General features: G+C 53.0%; 16 protein-coding genes, 1 pseudogene and 1 other annotated feature. Of the genes and pseudogenes, 3 read left to right on the top strand and 14 right to left on the bottom strand.

Annotated elements, in window-relative coordinates; genetic code table 11:
- Window positions 1-6: 6 nt before the first annotated feature.
- Window positions 7-336 carry an HI1450 family dsDNA-mimic protein gene (locus A6A26_RS16800; RefSeq protein WP_208624999.1) on the bottom strand — a complete coding sequence of 110 codons (330 nt, stop codon included), beginning with the start codon at window positions 334-336 and terminating at the stop codon, window positions 7-9.
- Window positions 337-374: 38 nt separating this feature from the next.
- Window positions 375-1,835 carry a cardiolipin synthase gene (gene cls, locus A6A26_RS16795; protein ID WP_063879791.1) on the bottom strand — a complete coding sequence of 487 codons (1,461 nt, stop codon included), beginning with the start codon at window positions 1,833-1,835 and terminating at the stop codon, window positions 375-377.
- Between the two features lie 162 nt (window positions 1,836-1,997).
- On the opposite strand from cls, the gene A6A26_RS25560 reads away from it, so the two are divergent.
- Window positions 1,998-2,171: a YciY family protein gene (locus A6A26_RS25560; RefSeq protein WP_096010518.1), complete on the top strand. Its 174-nt coding sequence runs from the start codon at window positions 1,998-2,000 to the stop codon at window positions 2,169-2,171.
- Between the two features lie 30 nt (window positions 2,172-2,201).
- On the opposite strand, the gene A6A26_RS25770 is transcribed toward A6A26_RS25560, so the two are convergent.
- Together A6A26_RS25770 and A6A26_RS16790 are read right to left on the bottom strand one after the other, a co-directional pair.
- Window positions 2,202-2,375 carry a hypothetical protein gene (locus tag A6A26_RS25770; protein ID WP_164484316.1) on the bottom strand — a complete coding sequence of 58 codons (174 nt, stop codon included), beginning with the start codon at window positions 2,373-2,375 and terminating at the stop codon, window positions 2,202-2,204.
- A gap of 66 nt (window positions 2,376-2,441) precedes the next feature.
- Window positions 2,442-2,738 carry a YciI family protein gene (locus A6A26_RS16790; RefSeq protein WP_014605725.1) on the bottom strand — a complete coding sequence of 99 codons (297 nt, stop codon included), beginning with the start codon at window positions 2,736-2,738 and terminating at the stop codon, window positions 2,442-2,444.
- Between the two features lie 197 nt (window positions 2,739-2,935).
- Here A6A26_RS16790 and tonB point away from each other — a divergent pair, with 197 nt between their 5' ends.
- A complete protein-coding gene (gene tonB, locus A6A26_RS16785; protein ID WP_063879790.1) occupies window positions 2,936-3,688 on the top strand; it encodes a TonB system transport protein TonB in 753 nt (250 codons plus the stop codon).
- A gap of 96 nt (window positions 3,689-3,784) precedes the next feature.
- On the opposite strand, the gene yciA is transcribed toward tonB, so the two are convergent.
- The 4 genes from yciA to A6A26_RS16765 are packed head-to-tail and all read right to left on the bottom strand — an operon-like array spanning window position 3,785 to window position 6,041.
- Window positions 3,785-4,207 (bottom strand): acyl-CoA thioester hydrolase YciA, encoded by a 423-nt coding sequence (yciA, locus tag A6A26_RS16780; protein ID WP_063879789.1) that lies wholly within the window; start codon window positions 4,205-4,207, stop codon window positions 3,785-3,787.
- Window positions 4,208-4,266: 59 nt separating this feature from the next.
- A complete protein-coding gene (locus tag A6A26_RS16775; RefSeq protein ID WP_063879788.1) occupies window positions 4,267-4,806 on the bottom strand; it encodes a septation protein A in 540 nt (179 codons plus the stop codon).
- A gap of 56 nt (window positions 4,807-4,862) precedes the next feature.
- Window positions 4,863-5,597: a YciC family protein gene (locus A6A26_RS16770; protein ID WP_063879787.1), complete on the bottom strand. Its 735-nt coding sequence runs from the start codon at window positions 5,595-5,597 to the stop codon at window positions 4,863-4,865.
- A gap of 27 nt (window positions 5,598-5,624) precedes the next feature.
- A complete protein-coding gene (locus A6A26_RS16765; protein WP_063879786.1) occupies window positions 5,625-6,041 on the bottom strand; it encodes a YkgJ family cysteine cluster protein in 417 nt (138 codons plus the stop codon).
- Between the two features lie 249 nt (window positions 6,042-6,290).
- Between A6A26_RS16765 and ompW the strand changes: the two genes are divergently transcribed.
- Window positions 6,291-6,923 carry an outer membrane protein OmpW gene (gene ompW / locus A6A26_RS16760; protein WP_063879785.1) on the top strand — a complete coding sequence of 211 codons (633 nt, stop codon included), beginning with the start codon at window positions 6,291-6,293 and terminating at the stop codon, window positions 6,921-6,923.
- Between the two features lie 48 nt (window positions 6,924-6,971).
- Here the strand turns inward: ompW and A6A26_RS16755 are convergent, their stop codons facing one another.
- The 6 genes and pseudogenes from A6A26_RS16755 to A6A26_RS16725 all read right to left on the bottom strand — a co-directional run bounded on the left by A6A26_RS16755 (window position 6,972) and on the right by A6A26_RS16725 (window position 13,991).
- Window positions 6,972-7,286: a BON domain-containing protein gene (locus A6A26_RS16755; protein WP_014605729.1), complete on the bottom strand. Its 315-nt coding sequence runs from the start codon at window positions 7,284-7,286 to the stop codon at window positions 6,972-6,974.
- A 144-nt stretch (window positions 7,287-7,430) separates the two neighbouring features.
- Window positions 7,431-8,234, bottom strand: coding sequence for a tryptophan synthase subunit alpha (trpA, locus tag A6A26_RS16750; protein WP_063879784.1), 804 nt, complete (start codon window positions 8,232-8,234; stop codon window positions 7,431-7,433).
- Window positions 8,234-9,424 (bottom strand): tryptophan synthase subunit beta, encoded by a 1,191-nt coding sequence (gene trpB / locus A6A26_RS16745; protein ID WP_063879783.1) that lies wholly within the window; start codon window positions 9,422-9,424, stop codon window positions 8,234-8,236. The genes trpA and trpB overlap by 1 nt, the downstream gene beginning before the upstream one ends.
- Window positions 9,425-9,471: 47 nt before the next feature.
- Window positions 9,472-10,833, bottom strand: a complete 1,362-nt coding sequence (trpCF, locus tag A6A26_RS16740; RefSeq protein WP_156506676.1) for a bifunctional indole-3-glycerol-phosphate synthase TrpC/phosphoribosylanthranilate isomerase TrpF — start codon at window positions 10,831-10,833, stop codon at window positions 9,472-9,474.
- A 2-nt stretch (window positions 10,834-10,835) separates the two neighbouring features.
- A pseudogene (gene trpD, locus A6A26_RS26055) lies at window positions 10,836-12,429 on the bottom strand (bifunctional anthranilate synthase glutamate amidotransferase component TrpG/anthranilate phosphoribosyltransferase TrpD).
- On the bottom strand, window positions 12,429-13,991 hold the full coding sequence (locus A6A26_RS16725) for an anthranilate synthase component 1 (RefSeq protein ID WP_063879779.1): 1,563 nt from the start codon (window positions 13,989-13,991) through the stop codon (window positions 12,429-12,431). Before A6A26_RS16725 ends, trpD begins: the two are co-directional and overlap by 1 nt.
- 23 nt (window positions 13,992-14,014) lie before the next feature.
- Window positions 14,015-14,119, bottom strand: a sequence feature (Trp leader region).
- Window positions 14,120-14,257 lie beyond the last annotated feature (138 nt).

The raw sequence follows: 14,257 nt of genomic DNA, 5'->3' as shown, positions 1-14,257 counted from the left end.
TGTCCGCTATTCACGCCATAAAATATGGCACAGCTTGTGATCTTTTTCGCGACACAGCAGTACGCGCGCGAAGACATCCGTAATTGGCTCGCCGTCCGCTTCACCCAGACCGATCACCACTTCTGAGAAAAAGTCAGGATTCAAATCAAAATCCACATGATCCTGCCAGTCATCTGACGGATCGAACAGCTCTGCGCCACCGCGCTCTTCAAACTGCAGATTGAACAGAATGATATCGGCAGGATCAAGATTGTCGCCTGCCAGTTCAAGAAAAATGTCGTAGGCCTGTTCCAGCGTTTCGTCTTCTGTCAGGCGGTTGTTTAGATCCATTCTCAGTCCCGTTTATCTAAGGGCAGTTCGTAATTTCGCTCGTTTTACAGTAAAGGACTAAAGAAGTAAAACAGTCGTTCGACAATCCGCTGCCACCAGGCACGTTTTGCCCAGCGTTTAGCGTCAAGCAGGCGCGAACGGGCAATATAGTCGTCCTGCACACAGGCCAGATCGCTGCCAAATCCGGCATCATCCACGGCAAGGGTAATTTCAAAGTTCAGCCACAAACTACGCATATCCAGATTGACGGTGCCGACCAGGCTCAACTGACCGTCCACCAGTACGCTTTTGGTATGCAGCAGGCCATCTTCAAACTGATAGATCTTCACGCCAGCCTCAAGTAGCTCGCCAAAAAATGAGCGGCTTGCCCAGCCGACCAGCAGAGAATCATTATGAAGGGGCACCACAAGACTCACGTTGACTCCGCGTAACGCCGCCGTGCAGATAGCATGAAGCAGGTCATCACTCGGCACCAGATAGGGCGTGGTCATGATTAGCTGCTCACGTGCTGAATAAACTGCCGTAAGCAGCGCCTGGTGAATCAAGTCTTCCGGAAAACCAGGGCCGGAAGCGATAACCTGCACGGTGTGGCCACTTTCCTGCTCAAATGGCATGATATTGCGGTCGGGCGGCGGCGGCAGAATACGTTTGCCTGTTTCAATCTCCCAGTCACAGCTATAGACAATCCCCATCGCCGTCGATACCGGGCCTTCCATTCGGGCCATCAGATCAACCCACTGACCCACGCCAGCCTCTTGTTTAAAGAAGCGCGGATCAACCAGATTCATGCTGCCCGTGTAGGCAATATAGTTATCAATCAGCACCATTTTACGATGCTGACGCAAATCCATGCGGCGCAGGAATACGCGCAGCAGGCTGACCTGAAGCGCCTCCACAACGTCGATGCCTGCGTTACGCATCATGCCCACCCACGGGCTTCTGAAAAACGCAACGCTCCCCGCAGAGTCAAGCATGAGCCGGCAGTGAACGCCACGGCGTGATGCGGCCATTAACGACTCGGCCACTTCGTCCGCCAGACCGCCCGGATTCCAGATATAGAACACCATCTCGACGTTATGACGCGCCAGCTGGATATCGCGAATTAACGCCTTCATCACGTCATCAGAACTGGTCAGTAGCTGTAGCTGATTACCTTTTACGCCCGCAATGCCCTGGCGGTTATTGCACAATTGAAATAAAGCGCGCGCAACGTCGCTGTAATCCGTTGCAAAAATTTCGGTGCGCTTTTTTAAATCATTCAGCCAGCGGGCGGTGGACGGCCACATGGTACGCGCCCGTTCAGCACGGCGTTTCCCCAAATGCAGTTCGCCAAAGGATAAATAAGCAATGATGCCCACCAGTGGCAGAATAAAGATAATCAGCAGCCATGCCATGGCTGAGGTCACGGCCCGTCGCTTCATCAGGATGCGCAGCGTGATGCCGGCGATCAGCAACCAGTAACCAAACAACAACAACCAGCTGATAAGCGTGTAAAACGTGGTCATTAAGTGGACATCCTGTTCGCGCTTGAGTTTGAGAAGTTTACGTGGAGATGCAGAGGAGCGAAACCCTTAATAATAACGGCTTTTCGATGAAAGATCCGATTTGGCATTGGCTCAGAGATCTTTATAATGCCTGCGCGTGAGTTTGGTGTCAGAGAGGACGTAATGAGAAAAAGCAGAAACGAAGTTGCCCGCTGGAGAATGTTGCGTCAGGTACAGCGCCGACGTTCGCGCTGGCTGGAAGGGCAGTCACGTCGCTATAAACGTATTCACGGGATTCGCCATCAACTGGCGCAGCAGCAACGTCGCTCCATTCTGTTTATCACGCAAAATCTGTAATCATTCAGCCGCGTTGAGCGGCTGATAAATCTACTGCCCGGTCATCAATAATTTTACGTTGACCAACTGTACCGCGGCGGCCAGAACAATCAGCATCACTATCAGGTGTTTTTTATTACGCCAGCCGTGTTTGCGCCACAGACAGAGCGCCGCCCCAACTAACAGCGTGATGACCAGTAACAGGGTCAAAATGATCGCTTGCATAAAACATCATCTCGAAAAAAAAGCTTCAGAGCGGCTGCCCGGAAGCTTTTTTGCATGGGAGTCGAATCAGAAAACGCGCTTGAAGGGCTTCACACTGACTTGCTTATAAACGCCCGCGGCGATATAGGGATCGTCTGCCGCCCAGGCCTGCGCCGTTTCCAGTGACGGGAATTCAGCGACCACGGTAGAGCCCGTAAACCCAGCAACGCCAGGATCGTTACTGTCCACCGCAGGCATAGGCCCGGCAACGATTAGCCGACCTTCTTCATGTAACAACTTCAGACGTGCCAGGTGAGCGGGGCGCACGGCGTTGCGTTTTTCCAGAGAATCGGCGTTATCTTCAGCATAAATGACGTAAAGCAATTGGGCGCTCCCATTAACTCTTAAATTTTGCAACACGGTAAGTGATAGTTAAGTAGAGTGCAAACGAAACCTTGCGTCAATGACCTACGCAGCATATTGGGCTAAATAGGCTTTTTTAGCCGCATCATAAGGAGGTTATTGAAACTGATTGCTATTTGCATTTAAAATCGGGACTTCATTTCATTACTGCGATTGTTATGACCACGCTGACTATGCCCTTACCTAAACGCTCGCCTGTTGCTATGATCTTGTCTGTTGCGCTTCACGGTGCAGTCATTGGCGGGATTCTCTATGCGTCTTTTCATCAGACCATTGAGTTGCCCAAGGCATCGCAGCCGATTAGCGTGACCATGGTTGCACCGGACGTTCAGCCTGAACCTGCAGTCGCTCAACCCGAGCCGCAACCGGAACCCCAGCCAGAACCGGAGCCCGTGCCGGAGCCTCAACCCGCACCAGAGCCGCCGAAGCCCGTGCCTGTGCCGATCCCCAAACCGCAACCTAAACCTAAGCCGAAACCTAAGCCAGAGCCCAGGCACGAACAGCCAAAACGCGAAGTTAAACCGCGTCAGGATGTGAAGCCGCAGGCGAACCCGTTTAAGCAGGATGCGCCTGCAACGCAAAGTAAACCCACGACGGCCCCGAAAAGTACGCCGTCGGCAGCACCGACGCAGAGCGTATCCACCGGGCCTAAAGCGCTTAATATCAGTAAGCCGTCTTATCCGCCTCGGGCTGCGGCATTACGTATCGAAGGACGCGTCAGGGTGAAATTTGACGTGGATAGCGATGGTCGGGTCGATAATATCGACATTCTTTCTGCTGAGCCGCGTAACATGTTTGAGCGCACCGTTAAACAGGCTATGCGGACGTGGCGTTATCAAAGTGGTAAGCCGGGCAGCGGTTTGACGATGAATATCGTGTTCAAAATTAATGGCGGGGCCAGCATCGAGTGACGCCGGGGGCGAAAGTGATGCAGCGGTGAGCGATCTACACGTGACAAGCGCTCACCGCGAACGGGCTGTTAGCGGGATTGTAGATGCATCGCTTTATCAGGAAGGGAATGACTGATTATCCCGCCCTGCGGGCAGTTGGCGAGGCTGTCCTTCGTTATCGACAGCGACATAAATAAACACTGCTTCGGTGGCACAGTAGGTCTGCCCAATCGGTTCAGAAGAGACTTTCTTAATCCACACCTGAACGTTGATCGTCATCGAACTGTTGCCGGTTCGAATACATTGCGCATAGCAACTGACGACATCGCCCACCGCGACGGGTTTTAAAAACGTCATGCCATCGACGCGAACGGTAACAACACGGCCTTCGGCGATCTCTTTAGCCTGAATCGCGCCACCCATATCCATTTGTGACATTAACCAGCCACCAAAGATATCGCCGTTGGCATTGGTATCCGCTGGCATGGCCAGGGTGCGCATCACCATTTCGCCCTGGGGCAATTTATGTTTATCGTCCATTGCTCTGGTTTCTTATGTCATCGTAAGAGAAACGTTGCCCGCTAACACGGGCAACAGGATTATTTTTGTTCTTGTTGCGGCATCTTACGCCAGATATAGACGCCGCTCAGGAGCGTGAACAGCAGCGTAAGGCCGGTCAGTCCAAACACTTTAAAGTTAACCCAGAATGACTGGGGTAACCAAAATGCAACATATATGTTCGCCAGACCACAAATCAAGAAGAACAGTGCCCAGGCAATGTTGAGTTTACGCCAGACGTGCTCAGGCAGCTCCAGCTCTTTACCCAGCATGGTCTGAATTAACGGCTGCTGCATAAACCACTGGCTAAACAGTAACGCCAGCGCAAACAGGGTGTAAATAACCGTGACTTTCCATTTGATAAACTCATCATTATGGAAAACCAGCGTCAGCGTACCGAATACCGCCACCAGAACGAAGGTAAAGATGGTCATTTTCTCGAGCTTGCGATACAGCACCCAGCTCGCCACCAGTGCCAGACCGGTTGCGACAATCAGTGCGCCCGACGCCACGAAAATGTCGTACAACTTATAAAAAATAAAGAAAACAACAAGGGGAAGAAAGTCGAGTAGCTGCTTCATAGTCATTCCAGTTAAGGCTGCCTTTCCAGCCAGTGCGCCGGGCGGCGCACGGACAATCAACGTAACAGCATATAAAGCCGGTACAAATAAATCACTAACAGAGTGGAAACCAGGTTACCTATAGCGGTGAAAATGACCGTTGAAACGTTTATAGGTAATACCGTCAATGAGGTAAAGAAAAACATTACGGCAAGCTTCGCCAGTAACCACAGGATAATGGCAGGGGCAATCAGCTTCACGTTTTTCCATGCCATCCGCATGCTGGCGCGCATCGAGGCGATAACGCCGAGTTTTTCACTGGCCAGAATAATCGGCGACAGTGATAGCACAATAGTCAGCAATACGCCGGGCACCACCAACACCATAAAACCCAGTTGCGCCACTAAGGTGACTAAAAAAGTCAGCAGCAGTAACTTCGGCAGCAAGGGCGCGGCAGCGCCTATCGCACGCAGTGCACTGACACGCTGGCCTGAAGAGACTAACGGAATCAGACAGAGCATACCGCCTAACAGCAGCGTATTCCCCACCAGGCCCGCAAACGTCCCGGCTGCAGAGGCGCGGAGCAGCACCTGTTGCTGTTCGGGTGTCATACTCTGCACCAGGTCAAACAGCGACGTACTGCTTATCTCGCCTTGTTGCAAAATCGCCATTTGATCTTCACCGGGCGTTAAAACGTGTAACAGCATGACCGTCACAAACGCGGTCAGCAGCGACATTAACACCAGGGTGAACAATTGATGACGAAAAAAATTTCCAGTGTCACGGTATAACGAGCTTGCCGTGATAGACATGTACTCTCCTTGAAAGAACCGGGTTAATTAACCCGGCGATTGTACATGTTCTGGAGGCTCGCTGGCACCCGCAACCGGATAACTTTCTGTCATAACAGGTAAAGATGGGTGAAAAAGTGCGGGGAGGCCGTACCGTGCTCTGGCCCGATCGCAACCTTCATTCCAGACACCTTGTTCCCCGGACATGTCAAACTCACGACAGGGTGAGGGCCGGTTCTCATAAATACCGCAGGAAACGCAGCCGCCAATATCGCCTTTAAGGGCGACGCAGCGCGGTGAGCGATCGTTAGTTCCGCGCATATTCCGCATCAACAGACTCAACGGCTCGGTGAGTTCTGTGGGCACCAGACCGCCGGCATCATCGGCTTCAGCCCAGTAAAAAGAGACACGAAAGTGGGCACAGCAGGCACCACAGCTAATACAAGGGTTGATATTTTCGCTCATTTGATCGCCCGCCACCTCTAAGGCATCGAACCAAAATAGTCAGGAAAGAAGAGCAAAGTAATGCGGCGATATTATTTCGGCAAGAGATATTTAGCCTGCAGCAGCAGGTGTAAAATTGACTTGAATCAATTCATTGTTTTTTAAATCATTTTTCTAAGTTGATTTAGATGCATTTACCAAAGAATCGCGCTAAATCTGTGCGGGCAAAAATAATTCAGTGCAGGCATTTAATTTCTCACAGGAGTGAACATGAAACTGGCTAAATGCGCCATGCTGCTGGCGCTTGCGTTACCGCAATTTGCGCTGGCCCATCAGGCTGGCGATTTCTTTGTGCGTGCAGGGAGTGCTACCGTTCGCCCCACCGAAGGCTCGGACAATGTGCTGGGAATGGGGTCCTTTAGCGCCAGCAATGACACCCAGCTGGGCCTAACCTTTACCTATATGGCTACTGACAATATTGGCCTCGAGCTTCTGGCCGCCACGCCGTTTCGTCATAAAGTGGGGCTTGGCCCAACCGGCACCCTGGCGACGGTAAGACAGCTGCCGCCTACGTTGATGGCACAGTACTACTTTTTTGACAGCCAGAGTAAGGTCCGTCCCTATGTCGGCGTGGGGGTGAACTACACCACCTTTTATGATGCGGATTTTAACCAGACCGGACGTGATGCGGGCTTAAGCGATCTGAGTCTGAAAAATTCGTGGGGCGTAGCCGGTCAGGTCGGGCTGGATTATCAGATCAACCGTGACTGGATGCTGAACGCGTCTCTGTGGTACATGGATATTGATACTGACGTGAAATTCAAAGCCGGCGATCAGCAGCAGAACATCCATATGCGCGTTGATCCCTGGGTATTCTTCTTCGGGGCAGGTTACCGCTTCTGATAAAAAAAGGGCCACTGAAAAGTGGCCCTTCGTGTAATGGATACGGCGTTATTTAATTTGCATGTTATTGACGACGGATCTTACGCCGGCCACGCTGCGGGTAACCTGTACTGCATGGTTAGCCATCTGCGGCGAGCTGACAAAACCGCTGAGCTGCACTTTACCCTTAAAGGTTTCAACGTTAATTTCAGTCGATTTCAGCGACTCATCTTTTAACAGTTCTGCTTTCACTTTGGTCGTGATGACTGTGTCATCAATATAACCGCCGGTGCCTTCTTTAGTTGGCGTTGGCGCACAGGCGCTCAGTGTTAATGCAACAACAGCCGCGACCATGGCACTTGCCAGCACTTTAAACCATTTCATTGCTTCTCTCCCTGTCACAAATTGGATGCGACGTTACCATAACGGCGCCTGTTAATTGTGGTGCAGGAAATCCGAAATTAGCAAACCGGTAATGAAAAAAAACAGGGAAATCATGCCTTACCGGACGGTAAGGCATGAAGGCGATTAGCGGGTAGCGGCTTTCAGGTTACCAATGAAGGTTTTCAGGGCATCCAGCATCACCTCGGGTTCGGCCTGATGCTGCTCAATAATTTTGACCACAGCCGAGCCGGAAATCGCACCGGCAGTCCCCGCCGCGAGCGATTCTTTGACCTGTGAGGGTTCGGAAATCCCAAAGCCCTGTAGCGGTGGCGCGGCGTGATATTCACGTAGCTTTGCAATCAGGTGATCCAGCGGCAGGCTGGCCCGCTTCTCAGTCCCGGTGACGCCGGCACGGGATAACAGATAGGTATAACCGCGCCCGTGAGAGGCAATCTCACGTAGTAGCTCATCGCTGGCGTTAGGTGGGCAAATGAAAATTGGCGCAATGCCATGTCGCATCGCAGCCTGGCGGAACGGCGCTGATTCTTCCACAGGCACATCTGCCACAAGCACTGAGTCAACTCCAGCCTGGGCACAACGCGCATAGAACTCATCAATACCGTTGCTGAATACAAGGTTGGCATACATCAGTAAGCCAATAGGTAATTCAGGATATTTATGACGTATAGCTGCCAGCATTTCAAAGCACTGTGCCGTCGTGGTACCGGCCGCAAATGCCCGTAGCGTGGCGCTTTGGATGGTTGGCCCATCCGCTAACGGATCGGAAAAAGGGATGCCCAGTTCAAGCGCGTCAGCCCCACCTTCTACCAGCGCATCAATAATCCGTAATGACAGCGCGGGTGAAGGATCGCCCAGCGTGACGAAGGGCACCAGTGCGCCTTCTTTCTTCGCCGCCAGACGCGTAAACAGTTGATCATAACGTTCCATCAGATTTCTCCCTGCGCAGTCAGAATATCGTGAACGGTGAAGATATCTTTATCACCGCGACCGGAAAGGTTCACCACAATCAGTTGCTCTTTTTCCGGTTCTGCCTCAATCATCTTCAGGGCATACGCCAGGGCATGAGCCGACTCCAGCGCAGGAATGATGCCTTCGGCGCGGCACAGCTTTTTAAAAGCAGCAAGCGCTTCATTGTCGGTGACTGACACATAGTCGGCCCGACCAATGCTGTTGAGATGGGCGTGCTGTGGGCCAACAGAAGGGAAGTCAAGCCCGGCTGAAATTGAGTACGACTCCTCAATCTGCCCCTCATCGGTCTGCATCATCGGTGATTTCATACCGAAATAAATGCCGACGCGACCATGCTTCAGTGGCGCACCGTGTTCACCCGTTTCAATACCGTGTCCCGCAGGCTCAACGCCAATCAGCTTGACACCTTCTTCGTCAATAAAGTCGGCAAACATACCGATGGCGTTGGAACCGCCGCCAACACAGGCGATAATCGCATCCGGTAGGCGACCTTCCTTTTCCAGAATCTGTTTTTTGGTCTCTTCACCAATCATGCGCTGAAATTCGCGCACAATCGTCGGGAAGGGGTGCGGGCCGGCAGCGGTGCCCAGCATATAGTGCGAGGTTTCATAGCTGCCTGACCAGTCACGTAGCGCTTCATTACAGGCATCTTTCAGCGTGGCTGATCCACTGTGTACCGGAATCACTTCGGCACCCATCAGGCGCATACGGAAGACGTTCGGCGACTGACGCTCCACGTCTTTAGCACCCATATAGATACGGCATTTCATGCCCAGTAACGCACAGGCGAGCGCAGAGGCAACGCCATGTTGACCTGCACCGGTTTCGGCGATGATCTCATTCTTGCCCATGCGTTTCGCCAGCAGAGCCTGTCCTAAAACCTGGTTAGTCTTGTGCGCACCGCCGTGCAGCAGATCTTCGCGTTTCAGATACAGGCGGGTTTTTGTCCCTTTTGCCAGGTTGCTGCACAGGGTTAACGCCGTGGGACGGCCCGCATAGTTTTTCAGCAGGTCGGTAAATTCAGCCTGAAATTCAGGATCTTTCTGCGCGCTAACAAAGGCTTCTTCTAACTGTTTTAGCGCTGGCATCAAAATTTGCGGCACATACATGCCGCCGAAGTCGCCAAAATAGGGATTGAGTAAGGTCATGTTTTGCTATCCTTTTTTGTGGCCCGCCACAACACGGGCCCGGTCAATCAGTAGGCGCGAAGCGTCCGGAATACGGCGGCAATTTTGCTGGCGTCTTTAATACCTGGCTCGCTTTCCACACCCGAATTGAAGTCCAGCCCTGCACATCCAAGCTGCGCGGCTTCGACGCAGTTATCGGCACTCAGGCCGCCCGCCAGCATGACATTCTTGAGGTCCTGGCCCTGAAGCAGTGACCAGTCAAATGTCTGGCCCGAGCCGCCGTTGCCATTATCAAAAACATAACGATCCACATGGGGCCAGTTACGCTCAGGCAGGGCATGTTGAATACTCAGCGCTTTCCAGATTTGCACCTGTTCAGGCAAGGCCTGATAAAGCGCAGCTACATAGGCGGGGTCTTCATCACCGTGTAACTGCACGGCGCTGAGCTGTAGCACAGTCACTTTAGTGACAATGTCACTTATTGCTGCGTTGCGGAACACACCGACATACTTCAACGGCGCACCCGCGATAACAGCCCGCGCTTTATCGGTATCAACCTGACGCGGCGAACCCTCGACAAAGATTAACCCACCAAAAAGGGCGCCCGCATCACAGGCGGCGCAGGCATCTTCAGGACGGGTCAAACCACAGACTTTGTTGCTGCCCAGGGTGACACGACGCACTGCCGCATGAAGATCGTCTTCTTCCATTAATGCAGAGCCAATAAGGAAACCATTGGCGAAATGACTTAATTCACGGACATCACGATAGTTGTTAATGCCTGACTCGCTGATGACGGTGATGCCCTGGCCCAGACGGGGTGCCAGTTCGCGTGTCCGATTCAGATCAATCGACAGGTCACGTAAATCGCGGTTATTAATGCCCACCACTTTCGCTTCCAACGCAATGGCGCGTTCCAGCTCCTGTTCGTTACTGACTTCGGTCAGCACGCCCATCTGTAGACTGTGCGCAACCGCAGCAAGCTGACGATACTGCTCGTCATCCACCACTGACAGCATCAGCAGGATGGCATCGGCCTGATAGTAACGTGCCAGATAGATTTGATAAGGATCGATAATAAAGTCTTTGCACAGCACAGGCTGCGTTATGGCCGCACTGACGACAGGTAAAAAGGCGAAGTCACCCTGAAAATATTTCTCATCGGTCAACACGGAAACCGCAGATGCATAGTGGCGATAAACCCCGGCTATCATCTCGGGATCAAAATCATCACGAATCAGCCCTTTGGATGGAGAGGCTTTTTTGCATTCCAGAATAAAGGCAGTGCGGGTGCCCTGCAGTGCGTCATAAAAACTACGGTTGGAAAGCGTAATGCGCTGCTGGAAACTCTCCAGGGGTTGCTGCTGCTTACGTGCCTCAACCCAAATGGCTTTGTCTTTCACGATTTTATCTAACACTGTACCCTGCATGATTATCCTCTTGATGCCAGAGCCACCACGCGCTCATAGGCCTGACCACTACGGATGGCATTGAGCGCACGCTGTGCATTTTCACGGAGATCTTCATTACCAAACACTTTAAGCAGCATCGCCACATTTACGGCAACCGCCTCCTCATGGGCCTGCTCGCCATTACCCTGGAGTAAACGTGTAAGAATGTCACGGTTTTCTTCCGGTGTGCCGCCTGCCAGAGCCTCTTTAGGATGGAAGCCAAAGCCGAAATCTTCCGGGCCGAGCTGATAGCGGGTAATCTCACCTTCACGCAACTCAGCCACATGGGTGACATCGTGTAGCGCCACCTCATCCATTCCGCCACCATGCACGACCGCTGCGCGCTGGTAGCCCAGCACTTTCAGGGTTTGCGCAATGGGCAGCACCAGTTCAGGGCTGTAAACCCCAATCACGGCCAGCGGCGGGCGGGCAGGATTGATCAGCGGCCCGAGCACGTTAAATACCGTGCGGGTTTTCAACTGCTGGCGCACCGGCATGGCATGGCGAAAACCCGTGTGGTACTGCGGTGCAAACAGGAAACAGACATTCAGATCGTCCAGCGCTTTACGGGCCAGCTCGGCAGGCATATCCAGATTGATACCGAACGCAGCCAGCAGGTCAGACGATCCTGATTTGCTTGATACGCTGCGGTTGCCGTGTTTCGCGACTTTCAGCCCGCAGGTTGCTGCGACAAAGGCGCTGGCGGTCGAGATGTTAATGCTGTTACTGCCATCGCCGCCGGTGCCAACAATATCGGCAAAGGCGTAATCCGGGCGTGGAAAGGGTTTGGCATCTTCCAGTAAGGCGCTGGCCGCCCCGGCGATTTCCTCGGGGTTTTCGCCACGCACCTTCATAGCAATCAGAACCGCTGCCAGTTGAGTCGGTTCAAGCTGACCAGTAATAATGGCGCTGAACAGTTGATGACTCTCGTGTTGAGTCAGGATCTGCGACTGGTAAAGTTTTTCCAGAATCGTATTCATACTGTTCTCCCTGTTACTTCGCCAGCGCCCAGGCCAGTGTCTGTTCAAGCAGACGTGCGCCCTGAGTGGTTAAAATGGATTCGGGATGGAACTGGAATCCGCACACACGATCTTTTTCGTGGCGGACCGCCATGACCATGCCGTTGTAGCTGGCATTCACCGTTAATTCGTCCGGCGTATTACTGCCAACCAGCGAGTGATAACGGGCAACGGGAAGGGGATTGCTGAGCCCGGCAAACATCGCTTCACCATCGTGACGAATGGCAGAGGCTTTGCCATGCAGAATTTCGCCGGCCTGACCGACATGGCCGCCATAGGTTTCCACAATCGCCTGATGACCCAGGCAAATGCCGATAATCGGCAGCTTTCCGCGCATCGCGCGCAGCAGCTCTGGCATACAGCCCGCCTCTTTCGGCGCGCCGGGCCCCGGGGACAGCATCAGCACCGGATTATTCATGCTTTGCAGTCGATCGATCAACAGCGATGTCGGCATGTTATTACGGTACACCACCACGTTGTGCCCGAAGGTACGAAGCTGATCGACCAGGTTGTAGGTAAATGAGTCGATGTTATCCAGCAGCAGGATGTCAGCCATCAGAAAATCTCCTTGCAGTGGTGAGCAGTGGCAATCGCGCGCAATACTGCGCGGGCTTTGTTACGGCTTTCATCTGCTTCAGCCTGAGGGTCCGAATCCAGCACCACACCGGCTCCGGCCTGCACGGTGGCTACGCCATCTTCTACATAAGCTGAGCGGATTACGATGCAGGTATCTAAATCACCGTTGGCGGTGAAATAGCCCACAGCGCCACCGTAGATCCCGCGTCGTGTGCCTTCTGCGTCAGCAATCAGCTGCATCGCCCGGACTTTAGGCGCACCGCTCAGGGTGCCCATATTCATGCAGGCGCGATAGGCATGTAGCACGTCCAGGTCATCGCGCAGCGTGCCCACAACCCGCGAGACCAGATGCATCACAAAGGAATAGCGGTCAACTTTCGTCAGGTCGGCAACATAACGACTTCCGGGACGGCAGATACGGGCTAAATCATTGCGCGCCAGATCGACGAGCATCAGGTGCTCGGCCAGTTCTTTGTGGTCTGTGCGCATTTCTAACTCGATACGGCTGTCGAGATCGCGATCCAGCGAACCGTCAGCGTGCCGACCGCGTGGTCGGGTACCGGCAATGGGGTAAATTTCAATCTGACGAGACGCAGCCTCGTACTTCAACGAGCTTTCGGGCGAGGCACCAAACAGTGAAAAATCCTGATCCTGCATAAAGAACATATACGGACTTGGATTGCTGCGTTTCAGCGTATCATAAGCGGCGAGCGCAGAAGGACAGGGCAGCGAAAAGCGGCGTGATGGCACAACCTGGAAGATTTCACCAATGCGAATGGCCTCCTGCATCTTACGCACTACCGCGCAATACTCTTCATCGCTCTGGCTGACGGTCAGCGTCATCGTTTCGACAGGCTGAACGGGCAGCGCCGGTGCAGGCTGTAACATCTGTCCATGCAACTGTTCAATGCGGCGTTGCAGACGTTGAAATTCGTGGGTAGAAGGCGAGAACAGGCTGGCCTGCAGACGTGCGCTGCGCGCCTGGTGATCCAGCACCAGCAGCGTTTCCGCCAGGTAAAAGCAGTAGTCGGGACAGCGTTGCTCACTGCTGAGTTCTGGTAAATCTTCAAAGCCTGCCACCAGATCGTAGGCAAACAGGCCGCCGACAAACACGGCTTCGCGCTCTTCGCTTGGGGAATTCACCAACTGTGGAATGAGACGCAGTGCGTCAAACACCGACAGGGCGCGTAAGCGTGAGTCTTCATCCTGGTGATCCTGCACAGGGGTAAATGTCAGAACACGCCCGTCGGGGCGAGGTTCATTGATGATTTCAGAGGGCAGAGCGTCATCCAGCAGCGGCAGCAGCGCACGGCCATTGTCAGACAAGGCCTGTAAAGTGACGCGGTTTCCTAATGCGCTGATGCGCAGGGCGCTGTCAACAATCATCAGGCTTTTTAAGTTTTCTTTACTGTCGATATCTGCGGATTCAAGCAGCAGTGTCGCCGGGCGAGCGCCGCATAACTGATGAAAAACGGCGGCGGGATCTTCCCGATAGGGCGCGCTGCCGGTAATTAACTTCACTGTCGGTTTTGCATTAAGCATGATGATTTCTCTGAATATCGTCCAAAAAAAAGCCCGCTTGGAGGCGGGCTCAGGTATCTGCACAGTGTTTACGCAAGGTGTGCACGACAACGTCGCCCGTACTGGGAAACATTGCGCCACCAACCCATTAAAAGCGTAATTACAGTTTTCATGATCAAATACCCGTCTGCGGTGAACTTGTGTACTAGTTAACTGGTTCGTGACAAAAATGTCAATACACTTTTTCAGTGGCCGATAAAATCGTTATTATGCTGACCCGATCAGTA

It is taken from the genome of Pantoea sp. OXWO6B1, assembly GCF_001641135.1.
In the GTDB taxonomy this organism is placed as follows: Bacteria; Pseudomonadota; Gammaproteobacteria; order Enterobacterales; family Enterobacteriaceae; genus Pantoea; species Pantoea allii.
This window is presented reverse-complemented; position numbering and strand designations above follow the sequence as displayed.

Coding starts and splice junctions, on each gene's coding strand:
- cls (WP_063879791.1), bottom strand. CDS start 1,835: ATGACCACGTTTTACACGCTTATCAGCTGGTTGTTGTTGTTTGGTTAC.
- A6A26_RS25560 (WP_096010518.1), top strand. CDS start 1,998: ATGAGAAAAAGCAGAAACGAAGTTGCCCGCTGGAGAATGTTGCGTCAG.
- A6A26_RS25770 (WP_164484316.1), bottom strand. CDS start 2,375: ATGCAAGCGATCATTTTGACCCTGTTACTGGTCATCACGCTGTTAGTT.
- tonB (WP_063879790.1), top strand. CDS start 2,936: ATGACCACGCTGACTATGCCCTTACCTAAACGCTCGCCTGTTGCTATG.
- yciA (WP_063879789.1), bottom strand. CDS start 4,207: ATGGACGATAAACATAAATTGCCCCAGGGCGAAATGGTGATGCGCACC.
- A6A26_RS16775 (WP_063879788.1), bottom strand. CDS start 4,806: ATGAAGCAGCTACTCGACTTTCTTCCCCTTGTTGTTTTCTTTATTTTT.
- A6A26_RS16770 (WP_063879787.1), bottom strand. CDS start 5,597: ATGTCTATCACGGCAAGCTCGTTATACCGTGACACTGGAAATTTTTTT.
- A6A26_RS16765 (WP_063879786.1), bottom strand. CDS start 6,041: ATGAGCGAAAATATCAACCCTTGTATTAGCTGTGGTGCCTGCTGTGCC.
- ompW (WP_063879785.1), top strand. CDS start 6,291: ATGAAACTGGCTAAATGCGCCATGCTGCTGGCGCTTGCGTTACCGCAA.
- A6A26_RS16755 (WP_014605729.1), bottom strand. CDS start 7,286: ATGAAATGGTTTAAAGTGCTGGCAAGTGCCATGGTCGCGGCTGTTGTT.
- trpA (WP_063879784.1), bottom strand. CDS start 8,234: ATGGAACGTTATGATCAACTGTTTACGCGTCTGGCGGCGAAGAAAGAA.
- trpB (WP_063879783.1), bottom strand. CDS start 9,424: ATGACCTTACTCAATCCCTATTTTGGCGACTTCGGCGGCATGTATGTG.
- trpCF (WP_156506676.1), bottom strand. CDS start 10,833: ATGCAGGGTACAGTGTTAGATAAAATCGTGAAAGACAAAGCCATTTGG.
- A6A26_RS16725 (WP_063879779.1), bottom strand. CDS start 13,991: ATGCTTAATGCAAAACCGACAGTGAAGTTAATTACCGGCAGCGCGCCC.